The 21,446-nt window shown below is 62.4% G+C and carries 11 protein-coding genes, 1 tRNA gene, 3 rRNA genes and 1 pseudogene; 10 read left to right on the top strand and 6 right to left on the bottom strand.

The window, feature by feature from the left end; genetic code table 11:
• Positions 1 to 256 precede the first annotated feature (256 nt).
• The 5 genes from OVA06_RS14310 (at position 257) to OVA06_RS14290 (ending at position 7,889) form a co-directional block, all read left to right on the top strand.
• Positions 257 to 1,779, top strand: a 16S ribosomal RNA gene (locus OVA06_RS14310).
• A 486-nt stretch (positions 1,780 to 2,265) separates the two neighbouring features.
• Positions 2,266 to 5,394 (top strand): 23S ribosomal RNA (locus OVA06_RS14305).
• A gap of 162 nt (positions 5,395 to 5,556) precedes the next feature.
• Positions 5,557 to 5,673, top strand: a 5S ribosomal RNA gene (rrf, locus tag OVA06_RS14300).
• Together the 16S, 23S and 5S rRNA genes form the textbook arrangement of a ribosomal RNA operon.
• 294 nt (positions 5,674 to 5,967) lie before the next feature.
• Positions 5,968 to 6,459 carry a hypothetical protein gene (locus OVA06_RS14295; RefSeq protein WP_268159189.1) on the top strand — a complete coding sequence of 164 codons (492 nt, stop codon included), beginning with the start codon at positions 5,968 to 5,970 and terminating at the stop codon, positions 6,457 to 6,459.
• Between the two features lie 59 nt (positions 6,460 to 6,518).
• Positions 6,519 to 7,889 (top strand): FAD-binding oxidoreductase, encoded by a 1,371-nt coding sequence (locus OVA06_RS14290; RefSeq protein ID WP_268159188.1) that lies wholly within the window; start codon positions 6,519 to 6,521, stop codon positions 7,887 to 7,889.
• A 3-nt stretch (positions 7,890 to 7,892) separates the two neighbouring features.
• Here OVA06_RS14290 and OVA06_RS14285 read toward each other — a convergent pair whose 3' ends face one another.
• The 4 genes and pseudogenes from OVA06_RS14285 to OVA06_RS14270 all read right to left on the bottom strand — a co-directional run bounded on the left by OVA06_RS14285 (position 7,893) and on the right by OVA06_RS14270 (position 13,086).
• Positions 7,893 to 9,311: a DUF4032 domain-containing protein gene (locus OVA06_RS14285; RefSeq protein WP_056078580.1), complete on the bottom strand. Its 1,419-nt coding sequence runs from the start codon at positions 9,309 to 9,311 to the stop codon at positions 7,893 to 7,895.
• A 148-nt stretch (positions 9,312 to 9,459) separates the two neighbouring features.
• Complete coding sequence (locus OVA06_RS14280) at positions 9,460 to 10,542, bottom strand: ABC transporter ATP-binding protein (protein ID WP_056078576.1); 1,083 nt, start codon at positions 10,540 to 10,542, stop codon at positions 9,460 to 9,462.
• Positions 10,543 to 10,762: 220 nt separating this feature from the next.
• On the bottom strand, positions 10,763 to 11,593 hold the full coding sequence (gene otsB / locus OVA06_RS14275) for a trehalose-phosphatase (protein ID WP_056078574.1): 831 nt from the start codon (positions 11,591 to 11,593) through the stop codon (positions 10,763 to 10,765).
• Positions 11,583 to 13,086, bottom strand: a pseudogene (locus OVA06_RS14270) (alpha,alpha-trehalose-phosphate synthase (UDP-forming)). Before OVA06_RS14270 ends, otsB begins: the two are co-directional and overlap by 11 nt.
• A gap of 179 nt (positions 13,087 to 13,265) precedes the next feature.
• On the opposite strand from OVA06_RS14270, the gene OVA06_RS14265 reads away from it, so the two are divergent.
• The 5 genes from OVA06_RS14265 (at position 13,266) to OVA06_RS14245 (ending at position 18,528) form a co-directional block, all read left to right on the top strand.
• Complete coding sequence (locus OVA06_RS14265; RefSeq protein WP_056078567.1) at positions 13,266 to 14,141, top strand: DsbA family protein; 876 nt, start codon at positions 13,266 to 13,268, stop codon at positions 14,139 to 14,141.
• Positions 14,142 to 14,330: 189 nt separating this feature from the next.
• A tRNA-Thr gene (locus tag OVA06_RS14260) sits at positions 14,331 to 14,407 on the top strand.
• Positions 14,408 to 14,521: 114 nt separating this feature from the next.
• Complete coding sequence (locus OVA06_RS14255; RefSeq protein WP_056078601.1) at positions 14,522 to 14,944, top strand: ChaB family protein; 423 nt, start codon at positions 14,522 to 14,524, stop codon at positions 14,942 to 14,944.
• Between the two features lie 138 nt (positions 14,945 to 15,082).
• Complete coding sequence (locus OVA06_RS14250; protein WP_268159184.1) at positions 15,083 to 17,251, top strand: elongation factor G-like protein EF-G2; 2,169 nt, start codon at positions 15,083 to 15,085, stop codon at positions 17,249 to 17,251.
• Positions 17,252 to 17,262: 11 nt separating this feature from the next.
• Positions 17,263 to 18,528, top strand: a complete 1,266-nt coding sequence (locus OVA06_RS14245; RefSeq protein ID WP_268159182.1) for an MFS transporter — start codon at positions 17,263 to 17,265, stop codon at positions 18,526 to 18,528.
• 85 nt (positions 18,529 to 18,613) lie between these two features.
• Here OVA06_RS14245 and mmsB read toward each other — a convergent pair whose 3' ends face one another.
• On the bottom strand, positions 18,614 to 19,894 hold the full coding sequence (gene mmsB / locus OVA06_RS14240; RefSeq protein ID WP_268159180.1) for a multiple monosaccharide ABC transporter permease: 1,281 nt from the start codon (positions 19,892 to 19,894) through the stop codon (positions 18,614 to 18,616).
• A 4-nt stretch (positions 19,895 to 19,898) separates the two neighbouring features.
• On the bottom strand, positions 19,899 to 21,428 hold the full coding sequence (mmsA, locus tag OVA06_RS14235) for a multiple monosaccharide ABC transporter ATP-binding protein (RefSeq protein ID WP_268159178.1): 1,530 nt from the start codon (positions 21,426 to 21,428) through the stop codon (positions 19,899 to 19,901).
• Positions 21,429 to 21,446: the final 18 nt, after the last annotated feature.

The raw sequence follows: 21,446 nt of genomic DNA, 5'->3' as shown, positions 1-21,446 counted from the left end.
GAACGAAGCAGCCGGGTAAGTTTGGAAAGTTGCTCCGGAGCGATCCTGAATGGAATGTTTGGGTGGTGCCGGGTGTGTCTGTTGTTTGAGAACTCAATAGTGTGCCAAGTTTGTTGATACCAATTTATTGTGTTGAATTGGTTGAATTTGCTGTGCCGCCACCCCGTGGTTGGCATGGTGTTTTTGGCTGGTTTCAAATTTTGTGCATCCATTTTGTCCCGTTATTTCCGGGGTTGGTGGGTGTGTCTGTTTTTCTTCAACGGAGAGTTTGATCCTGGCTCAGGATGAACGCTGGCGGCGTGCTTAACACATGCAAGTCGAACGATGAACCTCACTTGTGGGGGGATTAGTGGCGAACGGGTGAGTAACACGTGAGTAACCTGCCCTTGACTCTGGGATAAGCCTGGGAAACTGGGTCTAATACCGGATATGACTGATCATCGCATGGTGGTTGGTGGAAAGCTTTTGCGGTTTTGGATGGACTCGCGGCCTATCAGCTTGTTGGTGGGGTAATGGCCTACCAAGGCGACGACGGGTAGCCGGCCTGAGAGGGTGACCGGCCACACTGGGACTGAGACACGGCCCAGACTCCTACGGGAGGCAGCAGTGGGGAATATTGCACAATGGGCGGAAGCCTGATGCAGCGACGCCGCGTGAGGGATGACGGCCTTCGGGTTGTAAACCTCTTTCAGTAGGGAAGAAGCGTAAGTGACGGTACCTGCAGAAGAAGCGCCGGCTAACTACGTGCCAGCAGCCGCGGTAATACGTAGGGCGCAAGCGTTATCCGGAATTATTGGGCGTAAAGAGCTCGTAGGCGGTTTGTCGCGTCTGCCGTGAAAGTCCGGGGCTCAACTCCGGATCTGCGGTGGGTACGGGCAGACTAGAGTGATGTAGGGGAGACTGGAATTCCTGGTGTAGCGGTGAAATGCGCAGATATCAGGAGGAACACCGATGGCGAAGGCAGGTCTCTGGGCATTAACTGACGCTGAGGAGCGAAAGCATGGGGAGCGAACAGGATTAGATACCCTGGTAGTCCATGCCGTAAACGTTGGGCACTAGGTGTGGGGGACATTCCACGTTTTCCGCGCCGTAGCTAACGCATTAAGTGCCCCGCCTGGGGAGTACGGCCGCAAGGCTAAAACTCAAAGGAATTGACGGGGGCCCGCACAAGCGGCGGAGCATGCGGATTAATTCGATGCAACGCGAAGAACCTTACCAAGGCTTGACATGAACCGGAAACGCCTGGAAACAGGTGCCCCACTTGTGGTCGGTTTACAGGTGGTGCATGGTTGTCGTCAGCTCGTGTCGTGAGATGTTGGGTTAAGTCCCGCAACGAGCGCAACCCTCGTTCTATGTTGCCAGCACGTGATGGTGGGGACTCATAGGAGACTGCCGGGGTCAACTCGGAGGAAGGTGGGGACGACGTCAAATCATCATGCCCCTTATGTCTTGGGCTTCACGCATGCTACAATGGCCGGTACAAAGGGTTGCGATACTGTGAGGTGGAGCTAATCCCAAAAAGCCGGTCTCAGTTCGGATTGGGGTCTGCAACTCGACCCCATGAAGTCGGAGTCGCTAGTAATCGCAGATCAGCAACGCTGCGGTGAATACGTTCCCGGGCCTTGTACACACCGCCCGTCAAGTCACGAAAGTTGGTAACACCCGAAGCCGGTGGCCTAACCCCTTGTGGGGGGGGAGCCGTCGAAGGTGGGACTGGCGATTGGGACTAAGTCGTAACAAGGTAGCCGTACCGGAAGGTGCGGCTGGATCACCTCCTTTCTAAGGAGCACCTACAGCTTTCTGTCCTGGATGTATGTCCGGTGGTGGGGGTTGTCAGGAGAATGCCCGTTGCACGGACGAATGTTTCGTGGCGGGTGCTCAAGGGTGGAATATCAACAAATAGCGGCCGCGTGTTTCTTTGCCTTGTCTAGTACGAACCCCACCTGGTGGTGGTTCTGGAACGGTGGGTGAGGGGGTGGGTGGTTTAGTGTTTGGCACACTGTTGGGTCCTGAGGCAACAGGACCGGGGAGGCCCTTTCGGGGGTCTTGTCCGGGTTTGTTTGTTTCTGGTTTCCCTGCTGCACCGATCATGCGCTGAGTGTGTGTGGTGTGTGGTGTGGGGTTGTTGTTTGAGAACTACATAGTGGACGCGAGCATCTTGTATAAGAAGCAATTTCCAAGAATATGAACCTGGATCTGGTTCGTGCGCCTTTGGGTGTGCGGGTCGGTTTCTGTGGTTCTCTCGAAAATGTTTTTGATCTTTGTGGTCAAGTTTTTAAGAGCACACGGTGGATGCCTTGGCATTAGGAGCCGAAGAAGGACGTAGGAATCTGCGATAAGCCTGGGGGAGTCGATAACCGGACTGTGATCCCAGGGTGTCCGAATGGGGAAACCCCGCCAGGAGCGCGAGTTACCTGGTGACCCGCATCTGAACACATAGGGTGCGTGGAGGGAACGCGGGGAAGTGAAACATCTCAGTACCCGCAGGAAGAGAAAACAATAGTGATTCCGTTAGTAGTGGCGAGCGAACGCGGATCAGGCTAAACCGTTCCATGTGTGATAGCCGGCGGGCGTTGCATGGTCGGGGTTGTGGGACATTACGTGTCAGTTCTGCCGGGCTGACGGGGTGTGGGTGTGCGTATAGGTGAACGGTCTTGAAAGGCCGGCCAGAGAGGGTGTTAGTCCCGTAACTGTAATGCGTTGCACCGCCTTGTTGATGTATCCCAAGTAGTACGGGGCCCGAGAAATCCCGTGCGAATCTGTCAGGACCACCTGATAAGCCTAAATACTCCCTAATGACCGATAGCGGACCAGTACCGTGAGGGAAAGGTGAAAAGTACCCCGGGAGGGGAGTGAAACAGTACCTGAAACCGTGTGCTTACAATCCGTCGGAGCAACCTTGTAGTTGTGACGGCGTGCCTTTTGAAGAATGAGCCTGCGAGTTAGTGTTACGTCGCGAGGTTAACCCGTGTGGGGCAGCCGTAGCGAAAGCGAGTCTGAATAGGGCGTTTGAGTGGCGTGATCTAGACCCGAAGCGAAGTGATCTACCCATGGCCAGGTTGAAGCGACGGTAAGACGTCGTGGAGGACCGAACCCACTTCAGTTGAAAATGGAGGGGATGAGCTGTGGGTAGGGGTGAAAGGCCAATCAAACTTCGTGATAGCTGGTTCTCCCCGAAATGCATTTAGGTGCAGCGTTGCGTGTTTCTTATCGGAGGTAGAGCTACTGGATGGCTAATGGGCCCTACAAGGTTACTGACGTCAGCCAAACTCCGAATGCCGGTAAGTGAGAGCGTAGCAGTGAGACTGTGGGGGATAAGCTTCATAGTCGAGAGGGAAACAGCCCAGACCACCAACTAAGGCCCCTAAGCGTGTGCTAAGTGGGAAAGGATGTGGAGTTGCGAAGACAACCAGGAGGTTGGCTTAGAAGCAGCCATCCTTAAAAGAGTGCGTAATAGCTCACTGGTCAAGTGATTCCGCGCCGACAATGTAGCGGGGCTCAAGTACACCGCCGAAGTTGTGGCATTCAAATATTAGCTAAGCCCTTGTGGTTCAGGCGTTTGGATGGGTAGGGGAGCGTCGTGTGGGCAGTGAAGTCGCGGTGGAAACCAGCGGTGGAGCCTACACGAGTGAGAATGCAGGCATGAGTAGCGAAAGACGGGTGAGAAACCCGTCCGCCGAATGATCAAGGGTTCCAGGGTCAAGCTAATCTGCCCTGGGTAAGTCGGGACCTAAGGCGAGGCCGACAGGCGTAGTCGATGGACAACGGGTTGATATTCCCGTACCGGCGAAAAACCGCCCATGTTGAACAGGGGATACTAACTGCCCGAGACCTGCCCGATCACCCTTGTGGTGTGAGGGTTTTGGTGGAGCGCAGGACCTGATCCTGGGAGGCAAGCGTATTAACAGGTGTGACGCAGGAAGGTAGCCGAGCCGGGCGATGGTTGTCCCGGTCTAAGGATGTAGGGCGAGTGGTAGGCAAATCCGCCACTCATGATGCCTGAGATCTGATGGGACCCCCGTTTGGGGGGATTTGGTGATCCTATGCTGCCGAGAAAAGCATCGACGCGAGGTTTTAGCCGCCCGTACCCCAAACCGACACAGGTGATCAGGTAGAGAATACTAAGGCGATCGAGAGAATTATGGTTAAGGAACTCGGCAAAATGCCCCCGTAACTTCGGGAGAAGGGGGGCCCCAACCTTGATGGACACTTGCTGTCCGGAGGGGATCGGGGCCGCAGAGACCAGGGGGAAGCGACTGTTTACTAAAAACACAGGTCCGTGCGAAGTCGCAAGACGATGTATACGGACTGACTCCTGCCCGGTGCTGGAAGGTTAAGAGGACCGGTTAGCCTGTAAGGGCGAAGCTGAGAATTTAAGCCCCAGTAAACGGCGGTGGTAACTATAACCATCCTAAGGTAGCGAAATTCCTTGTCGGGTAAGTTCCGACCTGCACGAATGGAGTAACGACTTCCCCGCTGTCTCAACCATAAACTCGGCGAAATTGCAGTACGAGTAAAGATGCTCGTTACGCGCAGCAGGACGGAAAGACCCCGAGACCTTTACTATAGTTTGGTATTGGTGTTCGGAGTGGCTTGTGTAGGATAGGTGGGAGACGTTGAAGCCCGGACGCCAGTTCGGGTGGAGTCATCGTTGAAATACCACTCTGGTCACTTTGGACATCTAACTTCGGCCCGTAATCCGGGTCAGGGACAGTGCCTGATGGGTAGTTTAACTGGGGCGGTTGCCTCCTAAAAAGTAACGGAGGCGCCCAAAGGTTCCCTCAGCCTGGTTGGCAATCAGGTGTCGAGTGTAAGTGCACAAGGGAGCTTGACTGTGAGAGAGACATCTCGAGCAGGGACGAAAGTCGGGACTAGTGATCCGGCGGTACATTGTGGAATGGCCGTCGCTCAACGGATAAAAGGTACCTCGGGGATAACAGGCTGATCTTGCCCAAGAGTCCATATCGACGGCATGGTTTGGCACCTCGATGTCGGCTCGTCGCATCCTGGGGCTGGAGTAGGTCCCAAGGGTTGGGCTGTTCGCCCATTAAAGCGGTACGCGAGCTGGGTTTAGAACGTCGTGAGACAGTTCGGTCCCTATCCGCTGCGCGCGCAGGAAATTTGAGAAGGGCTGTCCTTAGTACGAGAGGACCGGGACGGACGAACCTCTGGTGTGTCAGTTGTACTGCCAAGTGCACCGCTGATTAGCTACGTTCGGATGGGATAACCGCTGAAAGCATCTAAGCGGGAAGCTCGCTTCGAGATGAGATTTCCATACACTTTATTGTGTGAGAGGCCCCCAGCCAGACCACTGGGTTGATAGGCCGGATGTGGAAGCGAGGACTAACGACTCGTGAAGCTGACCGGTACTAATAGGCCAACAACTTACACCACACAGAAAATACATAACTGTGCTTGCGTCCACTATGTGGTTCCCAACCAACAACCCAACACGTTGCTGGCCGGAACCACAACAACTGAATACAACACCACATGTTGTAACCACCAGATTTCCCACACCACCCCCTGAAAGGGGTTGGTGACGGGTAGAAGGGTTACGGCGGTCATAGCGTGGGGGAAACGCCCGGTCCCATTCCGAACCCGGAAGCTAAGACCCACAGCGCCGATGGTACTGCACCCGGGAGGGTGTGGGAGAGTAGGACACCGCCGGACATCATTTGAGTAGGGCCCTGACACAACTGTCAGGGCCCTACCACTTTAACCACCACCACAAACCCGCAGCCCCGGATCCCCGCTCACTCATGGCGGTTCCCACCCGGACGCCCGCTCACTTATGGCGGGTCCCACCCGAACCCGCGCTCACCCGCGGCGGCACCCACCGGCGTGGGGAACCCCACCTGATACAGCAACCAGGCCCGGGGAACCCCCACACCTGAGCGAACGTCACAGGCGGAGGGGAACGGCCGTTGGGGAAGCGGGCCGCTGTTCAGCGTAAAGTTGATCAGCATGAGCAGCCTCTTCAGCCACAGCCAGAAACCGTCCGGGAACAGCCGGGTAACCGCTTCTGAGGTACTCGATGCAGTGGTCAGTTCGGTTGTGGTTCCCGGTGGCGTGGCCCATGCCTTCGCCGGCTTTACCGACCACACGCACCTGTGGTGGCCACTTGAGGAGCACGGTATCTACGGCGCCGGCTCCTATGTGGAGTTCGAAGAGAACCTGATCCTTGAAACGGCGGATGACGGCCGGACGAGCATCTGGGGGACTCTCGACGACTGGCAGCCCCCGTTCTCCTTCCACGCCACGTGGCACCCGGGTACGACGGCACTCTGGTCCACGGAACTCCGCGTGGTGTTCCAGCCGGTTGATGCGGGCACCGAGGTACGCGTTCTCCACGACGGGTGGGAGGGCGCCGAGGGTCCTGCCGGCGCCCGTGCCCAGTACGCCTCTGACTGGCCCCGCATCCTCGCGCGCTTTGCCCGCTTCATGGGGGCGGAATAACCGCGTGTTGCAGCGCCCCTAGACTGGAGAAGCAATAGGCGGCGACAGCTGGAGGTTTGATGGTAAACGTACTGGACGCACTGACGGAAAGCGTCGGAGCCGGGCAAGTTGTCACGGCCGACGCGGATCTCCACCGGTACGCAGTGGACCAGGCACCGGTTACCGACTTCCAACTGCCGCTGGCGGTGGTGTTCCCCGAGTCTGTGGCCGAAGTACAGTCGGTGATGCGAGCCTGTGCCGCTGCCGGCATTACGGTGGTGCCGCGTGGTGCCGGGACCGGAGTCTCCGGAGGTGCCCATGCCACCCGGAACAGCGTTGTCCTCTCCCTCGAACGCATGGACCGCATCCTGTCCGTCAATCCCGACGATGAGACGGCCGTCGTGGAACCCGGGGTGGTGAACGCAGACCTAAATGACGCCGTCGCCGTGCACGGACTCATGTACGCCCCCGATCCCGCCAGTTTCCGCAGCTCAACCATAGGCGGCAATGTAGCCACCAATGCGGGTGGCCTGCGCTGCGCCAAGTACGGGGTCACCAGGGACTCGGTCCTCGCCCTGGACGTGGTGCTCGCTGACGGATCCCTGATCCACACGGGCCACCAGACCTTCAAGGGTGTTGCGGGCTATGACCTCACCGGGCTGTTCGTCGGTTCCGAAGGCACCCTGGGCATCGTTGTAGGCATCACCGTACGGTTGAAATACCTTCCCCGCGACGTTCATACCATCGCCGCGTTCTACCCCGGCTTCCGCGCAGCCGCTGCGGGCGTCCTGGCGGTGGGCAGGGCCAGGGTCCAGCCGGCCATCATGGAACTGCTTGACGGCGGGACGCTGGCGCAGCTGGACGAGCTGCACGGCTCCGACCTTACTGCCAGGGGACGCTCGCTCCTCCTGGTGCAGACTGATGGCTTTGGTGCCGCCGCGGAAGCGGAGGTGGTGCGCGGCTTGCTCCGTGCCGGCGGAGCCACCGTCACGACGGAAGCCAGCGCCGAGGCGGAGCGGCTGGTGGAGCTGCGCCGGCACAGCCGGGGCGCCGAAGTTGATGATGAGTACCGGGTGGGCGAGGACGTGGCCGTACCCCGCTCGCGCCTGGTCGATTATGTTGCCGCGCTGGAGGCCATGGCAGCCGAACATCATGTCAAGCTGAAGGTGGTGGCCCACGCCGGGGACGGCAACCTCCACCCCACCTTCTGGATCGACCGCCAAGGTACCGGCGTTGACCCGGCGGCCATGGAACGGCTCCAGCGCGCCCTGGATGACTCCATCACCGTGGCACTTTCCATGGGTGGCACCATCACCGGCGAGCACGGGGTGGGCCAGTACAAACTGCGGTGGCTCGGCCAGGAACAGCCGGAACCTGTCCGGGAGCTTCAGCGCCGGATCAAGGACCTCTTCGACCCGGCCGGGATCCTGAACCCCGGGAAGGCAATCTAGGGGCTAGTCGTCCGAATCCGGGTACTCGTCAGCGGTCTCGTCGCTGCCGTAACGGGATTCTTCGGTTTCCACCTCAAGGATCTTCAGGAGCTCGGTGTCCGGGTTCAGCATGATGGCTGCCTCGTCACGGCGGTGCCGGAGGATCGAGTCGATGTACGACTGGACGGCCTCGGCCAGGGGGATATGGCGTTCCTGCTTCTCTGACATGTACCAGCGGTGCTCCAGTACTTCATGCACGGCTTCTGCCGGTTCCAGCTTCCCGGACAGGTCGCGCGGGATGGACCGGACGATCGGTTCGAAGATCTGGCTCACCCAGAGGTGTGCGCTGTACTCCTCATCCATCTCCGGGTTGTTGTCCGCCCGGAACGAATCCATGTCGTTCAGGAGGCGGCGGGCCTGGTTTTCCTGGGCATCCAGGCCGGTCAGCCGCAGGAGCCTGCGCTGATGGTGCCCCGCGTCCACCACCTTGGGCTGCAGCTGGATGGTGGAACCGTTCTGCGTGGTCTTGATGGCATATTCTTCGACGTCGAAGCCGAGTTCGTTGAGCCTGCGGATGCGCGCGCCCACCCGCCAGCGTTCCCCGAGTTCGAAGGATTCCTTTTCGGTCAGCTCTGCCCACAACCGCCGGTAACTGTCCATGATCAGTTCGCTGGTGGCCACGGGGTCCACCTTCTCCTCGATCAGGCCGCCGTCCAGCAGGTCCATGAGTTCGCCGGCGATGTTGACCCGGGCAATTTCGAGATCGTATTCCCGCTGCCCGAGGGACAGGTCCGGGTACAGTTCGCCGGTCTCGGCGTCGACCAGGTAAGCGGCAAAGGCTCCCGCGTCGCGCCGGAACAGGGTGTTGGACAGTGAAACGTCGCCCCAGTAGAAGCCGATGAGGTGCAGCCTGACCAGCAGCAGCGCCTGGGCATCAATGAGGCGCGTCAGCGTGTCCTTGCGCAGCATCTGTGAGAACAGTGCACGGTACGGCATCGAAAACTTCAGGTGCCGGGTGACCAGCACAGGGTTAAGCGGACGACCGTCCAGGGTGGTCCGGCCAGTGATGACCGCAACGGGCTCAACGCAGGGCACATCCAGCCGGGCCAGCTTCCGCAGCATGTGGTACTCGTGGCGCGCAACGTGCTCGGAGGTTTCCTTGATGGCAATCACCGATCCGCCCAGGTGTGCAAAGCGCACGATGTGGCGGGAAATGCCGCGGGGGAGGGCGGCAAGGTTCTCTGCCGGCCAGTCCTCCAGTGCGATGTGCCACGGCAGGTCCAGCAGTTCGGGATCGGCGGCCGCCGCGGTAATGTTCAGCGAGCTTGAGACCGAGGCGGCCTTGTTGTCATCGGCGCTGGCGGCGGTGAACCGCGGTAGTTTTCCGATCTGCCCGTAGTCGGTGGGTTCGTCGTGCCACTGGGCGCTGTGTTCCTCGGTCATGGACTCAATTCTTCCGTACAAGGGCGTGCCCGGCTAATTCTTCCGCGGGACGGTTAACGGCCGACGGCGGCCCGCACCATTGCGAAGTGGTGCGGGCCGCCGTCTGTTAGTTAGGGCGCCGGTGGTGGGCCCACGGCGCCGGTGGGGACTAGTCGCCCAGGCGCAGGCCGGTCTTGGTGTCGAACAGGTGCACGTGGCCCGACTGCGGACGGACGTAGATGGATTCGCCCTTCATCGGAGGACGGCGGCCGTCGACGCGTGCCACGATGTCGTGGTCCTTGCCGTCGAGGGTGGTGTGGCCGTAGACGTAGGCGTCGGCACCGAGCTCTTCGACGACATCGACCTCGACCTTAAGGCCCTCACCGTGGGGAGCGTTCTCCAGGTCCTCAGGGCGGCTTCCGACGGTGACCGTGGAGCCGTGTGCTTCCTCGAGGACGTCGCGCGGCACGGGGTAGACGGTGCCACCGAACTGTACGCCGCCGTCGACCACGGGAAGTTCCAGCAGGTTCATGGCGGGGGAGCCAATGAAGCCGGCAACGAAGACGTTCTTCGGGCGGTCGTACAGGTTGCGCGGGGTGTCCACCTGCTGCAGCAGGCCGTCCTTGAGGACTGCAACGCGGTCACCCATGGTCATGGCCTCGACCTGGTCGTGGGTCACGTAAACCGTGGTAACGCCCAGGCGTCGGGTCAGGGAGGCGATCTGCGTGCGGGTCTGGACGCGGAGCTTGGCGTCAAGGTTGGACAGCGGCTCATCCATGAGGAAGACCTGCGGGTTACGCACGATGGCGCGGCCCATGGCAACACGCTGGCGCTGGCCGCCGGAAAGTGCCTTCGGCTTGCGGTCCAGGTACTGCTCGAGGTCAAGGAGCTTGGCGGCTTCGCGGACACGCTCTGCGCGCTCCTCCTTGGAGATGCCGGCGATCTTCAGTGCGAAGCCCATGTTGTCCGCCACAGTCATGTGCGGGTACAGGGCGTAGTTCTGGAAGACCATTGCGATGTCGCGGTCCTTCGGGGGGACGTCGGTGACGTCGCGGTCACCGATCAGGATGCGGCCTGCGTTGACGTCCTCGAGGCCTGCGAGCATGCGCAGGGAGGTGGACTTACCGCAACCGGAGGGTCCAACGAGGACCAGGAATTCGCCATCGGCGATGTCGATGTTGAGCTTATCGACGGCGGGCTTATCTGTGCCCGGGTACAGACGCGTAGCGTTATCAAAAGTAACTGTAGCCACAGTTATCAATCCCTTCACCGGCAGGTACGTGCCGGACGATCCGTTGTGAATGGTTCATGTTTGTTCAGTTTTGTGTTGCATATGCGTTCCGGCAGGGCCGGAGCGCATCGAGTGACGCCGCACGGTTCTTGTGCGCCACATCACAAGAAAGAGTATGGCAGAACCTTCGCTTTTTATCGCAAATGTTACGAACGTCACACCGGGGGCGTTGCGGGGCCGTTTAGCCGGCAGGCGTCCCGTCCCGTCCGCCCACGGCAGAGCTCCGCGCCGCAAGCAGCGCTTCAAGCAGCTCTGCCACGTGGACCGGAGCTTCCACCCGGTACTGCGCCTGGGTGAAGTCCAGGCCTACCTTGACCCCGATATCCCCCGGCACAAGGCGGGCGAAAGCATCTTCGTCGGTGGTGTCATCCCCCGCGAACAGCACGGCGGTAGCTCCCGCTGCCTGGCGAAGGAACGCGACTGCCTCGCCCTTGGAGGCGTGCACCACGGAGGTTTCCAGAACCCGCTTGCCGTTCTTCAGAAACACGCCCTTGCGGTCTTCCAGCAGTGAGCGCGCGGCGGCGACGGCGTCCTCGGCGACATCGTCCGCAGCCTGCCGGGTGTGCAGCACCACGCCTGCCGGCTTGTCCTCGAGCATTGTTCCAGGGGCTTCCCCGGCGATCTCGGCGAGGACGCCCCTGACCTCGGCCAGCAGCGTCCGCTGGTCTTCGTCCAGCTCGAGCCCTGCCGACCCCGGGCCCAGCCAGGCTTCCGCGCCGTGGCTGCCGATGAGCAGCGACTCGGCCGGCGGCGAGGCCACGCCGCGCAGCGAGGCGAGGGCGCGTCCTGAGATGAGCGCCGTCGTCGTGCGTGGAAGCGCCGCCAGCCCGGCAAAGGCGGCGGCCGCGCGAGGGAGCGGCCGGGCATCGTCCGCATGCGGAACGATCGGTGCCATGGTGCCATCGAAGTCCATCGCCACCAGCAACTGGTCAGTGCTGGCGATGGTCCGGACGGCTTCCCTCAGTTCCGGTGTCAGGGCGAGCGGCGCTGCCATACCTGGTTCAGGAGTCATCGCGGACCACCTTCTCGTTCAGCGCCCGCAGGAAGTCGGCGGACCAAAGATCCACGTCGTGTTCCAGGATCTGCTTGCGCATGGACCGCATGCGGCGCCCGGCCTCGCGCGGAGCCATCTCAACGGCATTCATGATGGTGTTCTTCAGGCCGGCGATGTCGTGCGGGTTGATCAGCAGGGCCTGCTTGAGCTGGTCAGCCGCGCCGGCGAATTCGCTGAGGACCAGGGCGCCGTCGTTATTGTTGCGCGCGGTGACGTACTCCTTGGCCACCAGGTTCATGCCGTCCCTGAGGGCCGTGACCAGCATGACGTCTGCCGCCAGGTATAGGGCCACCATTTCCTCCACCGGGTAGCTGTGGTGCAGGTAGCGGACGGCGGTGTTCTGGATGGTGTCGTAGGTGCCGTTGATGTGGCCCACGGTGCCTTCCACTTCCTCGCGGAGCAGGCGGTACTGTTCAACCCTTTCCCGGCTGGGGGAGGCCACCTGGATCAGCGTCGCATCTCCCACGGACAGCCGGCCGTCCGCCAGGAGTTCCTCGAAGGCCTTCAGCCGGTGCCGGATGCCCTTGGTGTAATCCAGCCGGTCCACGCCCAGGAGGATGGTTTTCGGGTTGCCCCAGGTCCTGGCGGATCTGCCGGGCCCGCTCGATGATGTCCGGCCTGGCCGCAAGTTCGGTGATCTGCTTAACGTCGATGGAGATGGGAAACGCCTGCGCACGGGCGATATGGGTGATCTGGCCGTCGTGGCCCTTGACGTGCACCTGTTGCTGCTTGACGCTGGCGCCAAGGAAGCGCCGGGCCGAGCGCATGAAGTTGCCGGCGTCGCTGACCCGCTGGAAGCCCACCAGGTCGGCGCCAAGCAGTCCGTCGATGATGGCGTGCCGCCAGGGCAGCTGGGCGAAGATCTCCGGCGGGGGAAACGGGATGTGGTTGAAGAACCCGATGCGGAGGTCCGGCCGTGCCTGGCGGAGCATGCGCGGAACAAGCTGCAACTGGTAGTCCTGGACCCAGACGGTGGCGCCGTGGTCCGCATGGTGCACGACGGCGTCCGCGAACCTTTGGTTGACCTTGCGGTAGGAATCCCACCAGGTGCGGTGGAACTCGGGCGGTGCGATGACGTCGTGGTACAGCGGCCACAGCGTCGCGTTCGAGAAGCCTTCGTAGTACAGCTCGACGTCGTCTGTGCTGAGCTGGACCGGAACCAGGTCCATGCCGCCGTGGCTGAACGGCTTTACCGTCTCGTCGGGAGCGCCGTGCCAGCCCACCCAGGCGCCGTCGGTCTTGGTCATCATCGGAGCAAGTGCGGTCACCAGGCCGCCCGGGGAGCGGCGCCAGCCGGACCCGTCGTCCCCGCTGTCGCCGGGGGCGACCCGGTCGACCGGCAGCCTGTTGGAGACCACCATGAAGTCGTACTTCGTGGCCTGGCCGTGGCCGGATGCGGCCTTTCCTGACGGCTTTGCTGTGGCGGGTTTTTCCTGGACGGGTGTTTGCATTGCGGCCCCCTGGGGTTGCTTGTGCCTCTAAGCCACCCTAGCCGTGCGGAATCATCCGTGCTATTCGTCCGTTGGTCAACCCGGGTGGATAGTTGAAGAAGCAAGCTCTCAGGTTTCTCCCCTAAAATGGTGGAAGTGCCACGAAGTGGTCCCTCCACGTCGACCGACCCAAGGAACACATGAGCCCCGGAAACGAAGTACGTAAGTCGAAAGCTGAGCGAACCGCGGAGGCGCGGGAAAAAGCGCGCCAGATCCGTGAGGCCCAGCTGAAGAAGGACAAGCGCAACAAGCTTCTGATCGGCTGGGGCATTGTGGCGGCTGTCGTCGCCATCCTGGTGGTCGTGGGGCTGGTGGTCACCACCAGCATCAAGCAGAACACCCCCATCGCGGACCAGGGACCCGTCCCCGCGAACGGTAACGCCAACGGCGGCGTGACGCTGGTCGCCAACACCGGTGTGAAATCAACGGACTCCGCGACGGTGGACATGGCCAAGGTGCCGGCCAAGCCGGACACGCAGCCGAACCCCGTTGTTGCCCCGGGCGCGGAAGCCGAGGCCGGCCAGCCCGTGAAGGTTGTGGCGTACATCGACTTCATCTGCCCGGTCTGCAAGCGGTTCGAGAGCACCTACAACGAGGCCCTCACCGGCCTGCGCAACGAAGGAAAGATCAGCCTGGAATACCGGCCGCTGGGCTTCCTTGACCGCCAGTCAAGCACCAACTACTCGTCCCGCGCAGCCAACGCGGCAGCGTGTGTAGCAGACAAGGCGCCGGAGAAGTACGCCGAATATGTCGACACACTCTTCGCCAACCAGCCCGCTGAAGGCAGCGCCGGCCTCTCCGATGACAAGCTCAAGTCATTGGCCGGCGATATCGGTGCAGACATCAACAGCTGCGTTGACGATAAAACGTTCCGCCCGTACGTCAAGTACTCCACCCAGCTCGCATCCAACATCGGTATTACCGGTACGCCCACCATCTTCGTGGATGGCAAGCAGTGGGACGGCAGCTCCGACCTCAACGCCGAGATCCAGGCGGCCATTGCAGCGAAGGGCTAAGACCCCTTTAGCCTCCAGGCGGCCCGTTTCCGGAACTTCCGGGAGCGGGCTGACTGCGTTAAGGGCCGGAGTCCGGCTTCCTTCCCGGCCGTGGGCCAAGGTCCCCAACCCGCGAGCCTGCCGTTTTTACCACCGGCAGCACTTGGGCTACGCTTATCTGGCGCCGTCAGGCGCCGCCCGTATGGGCACGCCTCCTTAGCTCAGTTGGCCAGAGCACCGCTCTTGTAAAGCGGGGGTCGTCGGTTCGAATCCGACAGGGGGCTCCACTCATGCCCGGGATGCCGGTACCCGTCCGTTTCGTCATTCCCCGCGCCGCCGTTCCAGGGTTAAGCTGGTGCCATCCGAATGATCAGCCTGCTGATGAATGGAGGATGGCTGCCATGCCCAAGACCGGCAAGAACGACCATGCCCGCAAGGACGAACTTCCCTCGACCCTGCAGCGTTCCGACCAAAAGGCCCAGGACACCTTCGCCAAGACGTACGACTCCGCCATCGAGTCCTACGACGACGAACGCCGGGCAGCGCGGACCGCCTACGCATCCCTGAAGCACAGCTACGAGAAGGTGGGCGACCACTGGGAAGCCAAGGACAAAAAGGGGCCGTCGGACAAGCGGGCGGAAGAGAAGGGCCCCGGTTCATCCACGCCCACGGCGGGAGGCGTGGACGCCAATGCCTCGAAGGAACATCTCTACGAACTGGCCCGGAAACTGGACGTCAAGGGCCGCTCCAGGATGGACAAGAATCAGCTTGTCCAGGCAGTGCAGAAAGCCAACGACGCCGCCACGCGCAAGGCCAGGTCCTAGTCCCTCCGGCACGCGAGGGAAAGCGGACGGCGTCCCTGGCCGCAGCGCCGTCCTGGCCCTTGCCCTAACGCCTCCCAGGGTGTCGAATTTGAGGACACGCTAGGACGGGTTGCACGGCAAAGATGCCAGGAGGTTCCCATGTCGGTGAAGAGTGCCAAAGACACGGCCAGGGCTGCAAGTGGCCGGAATGGGGCCGAACCACGCCGGGCCGATTCTGCCGCCCGCATCGCGGCACTGGAACCGGCCAGCATCCGGAACATCGCGCTGATCGGACACTCCGGAGCCGGCAAGACCCTGCTGATTGAAGCACTTCTGGCTGCCAACGGAATGATCACCCGCAAAGGATCCATAGCTGAGGGGACCACTGTAGGCGATTCCGATCCCGCTGCGATCCACCAGCAACGGTCCGTCACTCTTTCCCTGGTGCCCCTCATGCTGGACGAAACCAAGGTTAACCTGCTGGACACACCCGGTTATCCCGACTTCATCGGGGAAATGCGGGCCGGCCTCCGCGCAGCGGACGCCGCCCTTTTTGTTGTTTCCGCCGTCGACGGAATTGATGCCACCACCACCGCGTTGTGGGCGGAGTGCGCGCACCGGCGGCTCCCGCGCGCAGTGGTGATCACCCGGCTGGACCACCCGAGGGCGGATTACGACGGCGTCCTCGCGGAGTGCCGGAAGGCGTTCGGCGACGGCGTCCTCCCGCTCTACGTCCCGGTCGGCTCCGGCGGCGGACGCACCGGATTGCTGGGACTGCTGTCCGGAACGGTCACGGATTACACCCCGGGGGAAAGCCCTGCCACCCGGGACGCCGCAGCCAACGACGCGGCGGCTGCGGCCGGGGCCCGCGGAGAGCTCATCGAGGGGATCATCGCCGAAAGCGAAGACGAAACCCTGATGGAGCGTTATCTGTCCGGTGAGGAAATCGATACCGGCGTCCTGATCGAAGATCTGGAGACCGCCGTAGCCCGTGGTTCGTTCCATCCGGTCATCCCCACGTCCGCGGTCACCGGCCTGGGAACATCAGAACTGCTGGACATGCTGGTGCGCGCGTTCCCACCGCCCACGGAGGCGGGCGTTCCGGAGGCGACGGACCTGGAGGGCCGGCACGGCCGGTCCCTGGGCTGCGACCCGTCGGGGCCGTTGGCCGCGGAAGTGGTGAGAACCTCCAACGATCCCTTCCTGGGCCGGATCTGCCTGGTCCGCGTGTTCTCGGGAACCCTGCGCGAGGACTCGCCGGTGCACGTTGGCGGGCACGGCCTGGCGGACCGGGGGCACCAGGACCACGACACCGACGAACGCGTCACGCACCTGTACTCGCCGTTGGGAGCCACCCTGCGGCCTGTGCCCTACTGCGTGGCGGGGGACCTGTGCGCCCTGGCCAAGCTGGGAAGCGCCGAAACCGGTGACACCATCTCGTCCCGGGAGGATCCGCTCATGCTCGCCACGTGGGAGATGCCCGAGCCGCTCCTTCCCGTGGCCGTGGAAGCTGATTCCCGCAGCGACGAGGAGGTCCTGGCCCGGAGCCTGGGGAAAATCGCCGCCGGCGACCCAACCATGCGCGTGGAACGGAACTCTGAAACGCACCAGCTGGTCCTGTGGTGCATGGGGGAGGCGCATGCCGACGTCGTGATGGACAGGCTCCGTGAGCAGGGCGTGAAGCTGCACGCCGTGGACGTGGTGACACCGCTGCGGGAAACCTTCGCGGGCCCGGCCACCGGGCACGGACGCCACGTCAAACAATCCGGGGGGCACGGGCAGTACGCCGTGTGCGACATCGAAGTGGAGCCGCTGGACCGGGGCGGCGGCTTCGAATTCGTGGACAAGACGGTGGGCGGGGTCATCCCGGGGACGTTCATCCCTTCCGTGGAGAAGGGGGTCCGTACACAGATGGAGAAAGGAGTATCCGCCGGGTTCCCCGTGGTGGACGTCCGCGTGCGGCTGGTGGGCGGCAAGGCCCACAGCGTCGATTCGTCCGACGCCGCCTTCCAGGCTGCCGGCGCCCTGGCCCTGCGGGAGGCGGCTGCTGCCGGACGGATCCAGCTCCTTGAGCCGGTCTCAGCAGTCAGCATCACCGTTGCGGACGAGCACGTGGGACCCGTCATGAGCGACCTCTCGGGCCGCCGGGGCCGGCTGACCGGCACGACGTCGTCGGGCGGGGGACTCACGGACATCAGCGCCGAGGTGCCGGACCAGGAACTGCTGCGCTACGCCGTCGAACTCCGCGCCCTCACAGCCGGTACGGGCCGTTTCAGCCGCAGCTACCTGCGCCACGACCCCGTGCCGCCCGGCTTCAGCCCCACCTGAACCGGGCCCTGATGAATCCGGCCGCCCGCAAGATCCAGAACGTCTACCTGGTGCTGACGCTCGGCAACACCCTTGCAGCGTCCTTCATCTGGGGGATCAACACGCTGTTCCTGCTCGACGCCGGCCTGAGCAACCTGGAAGCCTTCGCCGCCAACGCCTTCTTCACCGCGGGAATGGTGCTGTTCGAGGTCCCCACCGGGGTGGTGGCGGACAGCTGGGGCCGCCGCGCTTCGTTCCTCCTGGGAACCGTGACCCTCGCCGGCTCCACCTTCCTCTATTACCTGCTGTGGCAGTACTCGGCGCCCTTCTGGTGGTGGGCCGCGGTCTCCGTGCTGCTCGGCCTTGGATTCACCTTCTTCTCCGGCGCGGTGGAAGCCTGGCTGGTGGATGCCCTGCAGTACTCCGGCTACGACGGCACCCTCGAAACCGTGCTGGGCAGGGGCCAGATGGTGTCCGGCATCGCCATGCTGGCGGGATCCGTTGCCGGCGGCGTCATCGCGCAGGCCACCAACCTGGGCGTTCCCTTCCTGCTGCGGGTGGCAGTGTTGATGGCCATGTTCGTTGTCGCCTTCCTGCTCATGCACGACGTCGGATTCACCCCCGAGCGTTCGGCCCGCCCGCTCGCCGCCACCCGCGCCGTCCTCAAGGCCTCCGTGGACGGCGGGCTCCGGCATCCGCCCGTCCGGTACATCATGCTGGCCGCCCCGTTCACGCAGGGCGTGGGCATTTACGTCTTCTACGCCCTGCAGCCCTACCTCCTGCAGCTCTTCGGGGATCCCCGTGCCTACGCAGTGGCCGGCCTTGCCGCCGCCATCGTGGCCGGGGCCGACGTGGTGGGCGGATGGATGGCGCCGCGGGTCAGGAAACTGGTCCACCGGCGGACCACGGTGCTGATCGTCAGCAACGTGGCCAGCGCACTGATCCTTGTGGCGCTCCTGTTTACCACCACGTTCTGGCTGGCCCTGGTGCTGCTCATGGTGTGGGGGATGGTGGGTTCGGCAGGCGTCCCGGTCCGCCAGGCGTACCTGAATGACATGATCCCCTCCAAGCAGCGGGCAACGGTGCTCAGCTTCGACTCCCTCATGGGTTCCAGCGGTGGAGTGGTGGTACAGCCATTGCTGGGACGGGCCGCGGACCTTTACGGCTACCCGGCCTCCCTTGCCGTCAGCGCGGCCGTGCAACTGCTGGCCGCACCCTTCATCCTGATGAGCCGGCGCCAGCGCTCGCCGGCGGACACTGCCACGGCGCTGGCTGCCCCCGAGGAATTGACGGGGTGAACCGGTGCCGCACGCAAAGGCCCCCGCTGCCTGGACGTGGTCCATGTCAACGGGGGCCTTCGTTTCGTACGGGTTGCAGAAAGTACTACTTGCGGCCTGCCTCCACCGTTTCGTTGGAAACCGGAGCGGGCTTCTCCTCTGCGGGCGGCGGACTGGTCTTCAGTTTGAAGCGCTTTCCAATCCCGCCGCCGCCACCGCTGCGGTTCTTGTTGAAGATGTCGAACCCGACGGCGACAAGGAGCACCAGGCCCTTGATGAGCTGCTGGTAGTCGGTGCCAAGGCCCAGGATGGACATGCCGTTGTTGAGGACGCCCATGATCAGGCCACCGATCATTGCTCCGGCCACGGTTCCGATGCCGCCGGTGACAGCGGCGCCGCCAATGAATGCTGCGGCGATGGAGTCGAGTTCGAAGCCGGTTCCGCCGGCCGGCTGTGCCGAGTTGAGGCGGGCAGTGAAGACGAGGCCGGCCAGTGCGGCAAGAACACCCATGTTCACGAACAGGCGGAACGTGACGGCCTTGGTCTTGATGCCGGAAAGCTCAGCCGCGTGGAGGTTCCCGCCAATGGCGTAGGTGTGCCGCCCGAAGACACTGTTGTTCATGAGGGCGGTGTAGGCGATCACCAGTGCGGCCAGGACCACCAGGACGATCGGCGTGCCCCGGTAGGACGCCAGCAGGAAGGTGATGATGAGCATGAGCAGCGAAGTGAACGCGGTCTTGATGATGAACCAGACCAGGGGTTCGCTTTCAAGATCGAACTTCCGGCGGATCCTGCGCTCTTTGAAGGCCTGGATCAGCAGGGCAGCGGTGGCGCCGACGCCCAGGATGACGGTGAGCCATTCCAGCACGGAGGTGCCTCCGGAGATGTCCGGAAGGAAGCCTCCGCCGAGGGCCCGCAGCTCCGCGGGAAAGGGGGTGATCTGCTGGTTCCTCAGGGTGATGAGGGTCAGCCCCCGGAAAATCAGCATGCCCGCCAGCGTGACGATGAAGGCCGGAATCCCCACATAGGCGATCCAGTAGCCCTGCCAGGCGCCCACCAAGGCGCCAACCAGGAGGCAGGCGGGGATGGCGGCCCACCACGGCCAGCCCCAGTGCACGATCATGACGCCCGCGACGGCGCCGATGAACCCGGCTACCGAGCCGACGGAAAGGTCGATGTGTCCGGCGATGATTACCATCACCATGCCGATGGCAAGGATCAGGATGTAGCTGTTCTGGACCACCAGGTTGGTGACGTTCTGGGGTTGCAGCAGGATCCCACCGGTGAGCCCCTGGAAGAGCAGAACGATCAGGATCAGGGCAACGAAAATGCCAACCTGGCGGAGGCGGCTGGTGAGGAATCCGAGCGATTCTCGTAGGGCGGACATTTCGCTATTCCTTCTCTTTGGTCATGTAGTGCATCAGGGTTTCCTGGGTCGCTTCTGCGATGGGCACTTCACCGGTGATGTGGCCGGCTGCGAGGGTATAAATGCGGTCGCAGATGCCCAGCAGTTCGGGAAGTTCCGAGGAAATCACAATGACTGCTTTTCCTTCGGCTGCGAGTTTGGCAATGATCGTGTAGATCTCGAACTTGGCGCCGACGTCTATCCCGCGGGTGGGTTCATCAAGGATGAGCACGTCGGGGTCGGAGAACATCCATTTGCTCAGCACTACCTTCTGCTGGTTTCCACCGGACAGCTTGCCGGTGATGGCGGCCACGGAGGGCGCCTTGATGTTCATGCTCTTGCGGTAGCCGTTGGCCACCACGGTCTCCTGGTTCTTGTCCACGAAGCCGCGCTTGGCGAGCTTGCGCAATGCAGCCAGGGAGATGTTCCGCCTGATGTCCTCGATGAGGTTCAGGCCGTAATGCTTCCGGTCCTCGGTGGCGTACGCGATGCCGTGCCCGATGGCGTCAGACACTGTGGAGGTGTTGATTTCCTCGCCGTACTTGTAGACCTTGCCGGAGACGGTGGTCCCATAGGTCCGGCCGAAGACGCTCATGGCAAGTTCGGTGCGGCCGGCGCCCATGAGGCCTGCCAGCCCTACCACTTCACCCTTCCTGACGTGCAGGTTTGCGTTGCGGACCACCATGCGGCTGTGATCCTGCGGGTGGCGAACGGACCAGTCCTCGATCCTCAGGACCTCGTCGCCGATGTTGGGCTCACGCTCCGGATACAGGCTCTCCAGGTCACGGCCCACCATGCCGCGGATAATCCGTTCCTGGGTGATCTGGCCTTCATCGAGCCGCAGGGTTTCGATGGTCTTACCGTCCCGGATGATGGTGACCGCGTCAGCCACTTTCCGGATCTCGTTGAGTTTGTGGCTGATGATGATGCTGGTGACACCCTGGCCCTTCAAGTGGAGGATCAAGTCCAGCAGATGGCCGGAATCCTCGTCGTTAAGAGCGGCGGTGGGCTCGTCAAGGATCAGCAGCTTCACTTCCTTGGAGAGGGCCTTGGCGATTTCGACCAGTTGCTGCTTGCCGACGCTGATGTGCTGCACGGGGGTGACCGGATTTTCATCCAGGCCAACGCGCGCCAGCAGCCTTGCTGCCTCGAGGTTGGTCTTGCGCCAGTCCACCCAGCCGTTGGTGGCCTGTTCGTTGCCCAGGTAGATGTTCTCGGCTATGGACAGGAACGGGCTCAAGGCCAGTTCCTGGTGGATGATGACAATTCCCCGCTTCTCGCTGTCCGAGATGCTGGAGAAGTTGCAGGGTTCGTTTTCGAAGAGGATCTCCCCGTCGAATGTGTTGTGAGGATAGACGCCGGACAACACTTTCATGAGCGTTGACTTCCCGGCTCCGTTTTCACCGCAGATGGCGTGGACCTCGCCACGGTTCACGTCCAGGGTGACGTCCTGCAGCGCTTTCACGCCCGGGAACGTCTTGGTGATTCCTCGCATTTGAAGAATGGGTGTGTTCATCGTCAATTCCCACTGACT

Source organism: Pseudarthrobacter sp. SL88 (assembly GCF_026672455.1).
Taxonomy (GTDB): domain Bacteria; phylum Actinomycetota; class Actinomycetes; order Actinomycetales; family Micrococcaceae; genus Arthrobacter.
Note: the sequence above shows the minus strand (reverse complement) of the source record. Positions and strands in the feature narration are given on the sequence as shown.

What these genes read in the sequence shown, in the direction of transcription:
- OVA06_RS14295 (WP_268159189.1), top strand. Translation starts at nt 5,968, where the DNA reads ATGAGCAGCCTCTTCAGCCACAGCCAGAAACCGTCCGGGAACAGCCGG.
- OVA06_RS14290 (WP_268159188.1), top strand. Translation starts at nt 6,519, where the DNA reads ATGGTAAACGTACTGGACGCACTGACGGAAAGCGTCGGAGCCGGGCAA.
- OVA06_RS14285 (WP_056078580.1), bottom strand. Translation starts at nt 9,311, where the DNA reads ATGACCGAGGAACACAGCGCCCAGTGGCACGACGAACCCACCGACTAC.
- otsB (WP_056078574.1), bottom strand. Translation starts at nt 11,593, where the DNA reads ATGACTCCTGAACCAGGTATGGCAGCGCCGCTCGCCCTGACACCGGAA.
- OVA06_RS14265 (WP_056078567.1), top strand. Translation starts at nt 13,266, where the DNA reads ATGAGCCCCGGAAACGAAGTACGTAAGTCGAAAGCTGAGCGAACCGCG.
- OVA06_RS14255 (WP_056078601.1), top strand. Translation starts at nt 14,522, where the DNA reads ATGCCCAAGACCGGCAAGAACGACCATGCCCGCAAGGACGAACTTCCC.
- OVA06_RS14250 (WP_268159184.1), top strand. Translation starts at nt 15,083, where the DNA reads ATGTCGGTGAAGAGTGCCAAAGACACGGCCAGGGCTGCAAGTGGCCGG.
- OVA06_RS14245 (WP_268159182.1), top strand. Translation starts at nt 17,263, where the DNA reads ATGAATCCGGCCGCCCGCAAGATCCAGAACGTCTACCTGGTGCTGACG.
- mmsB (WP_268159180.1), bottom strand. Translation starts at nt 19,894, where the DNA reads ATGTCCGCCCTACGAGAATCGCTCGGATTCCTCACCAGCCGCCTCCGC.
- mmsA (WP_268159178.1), bottom strand. Translation starts at nt 21,428, where the DNA reads ATGAACACACCCATTCTTCAAATGCGAGGAATCACCAAGACGTTCCCG.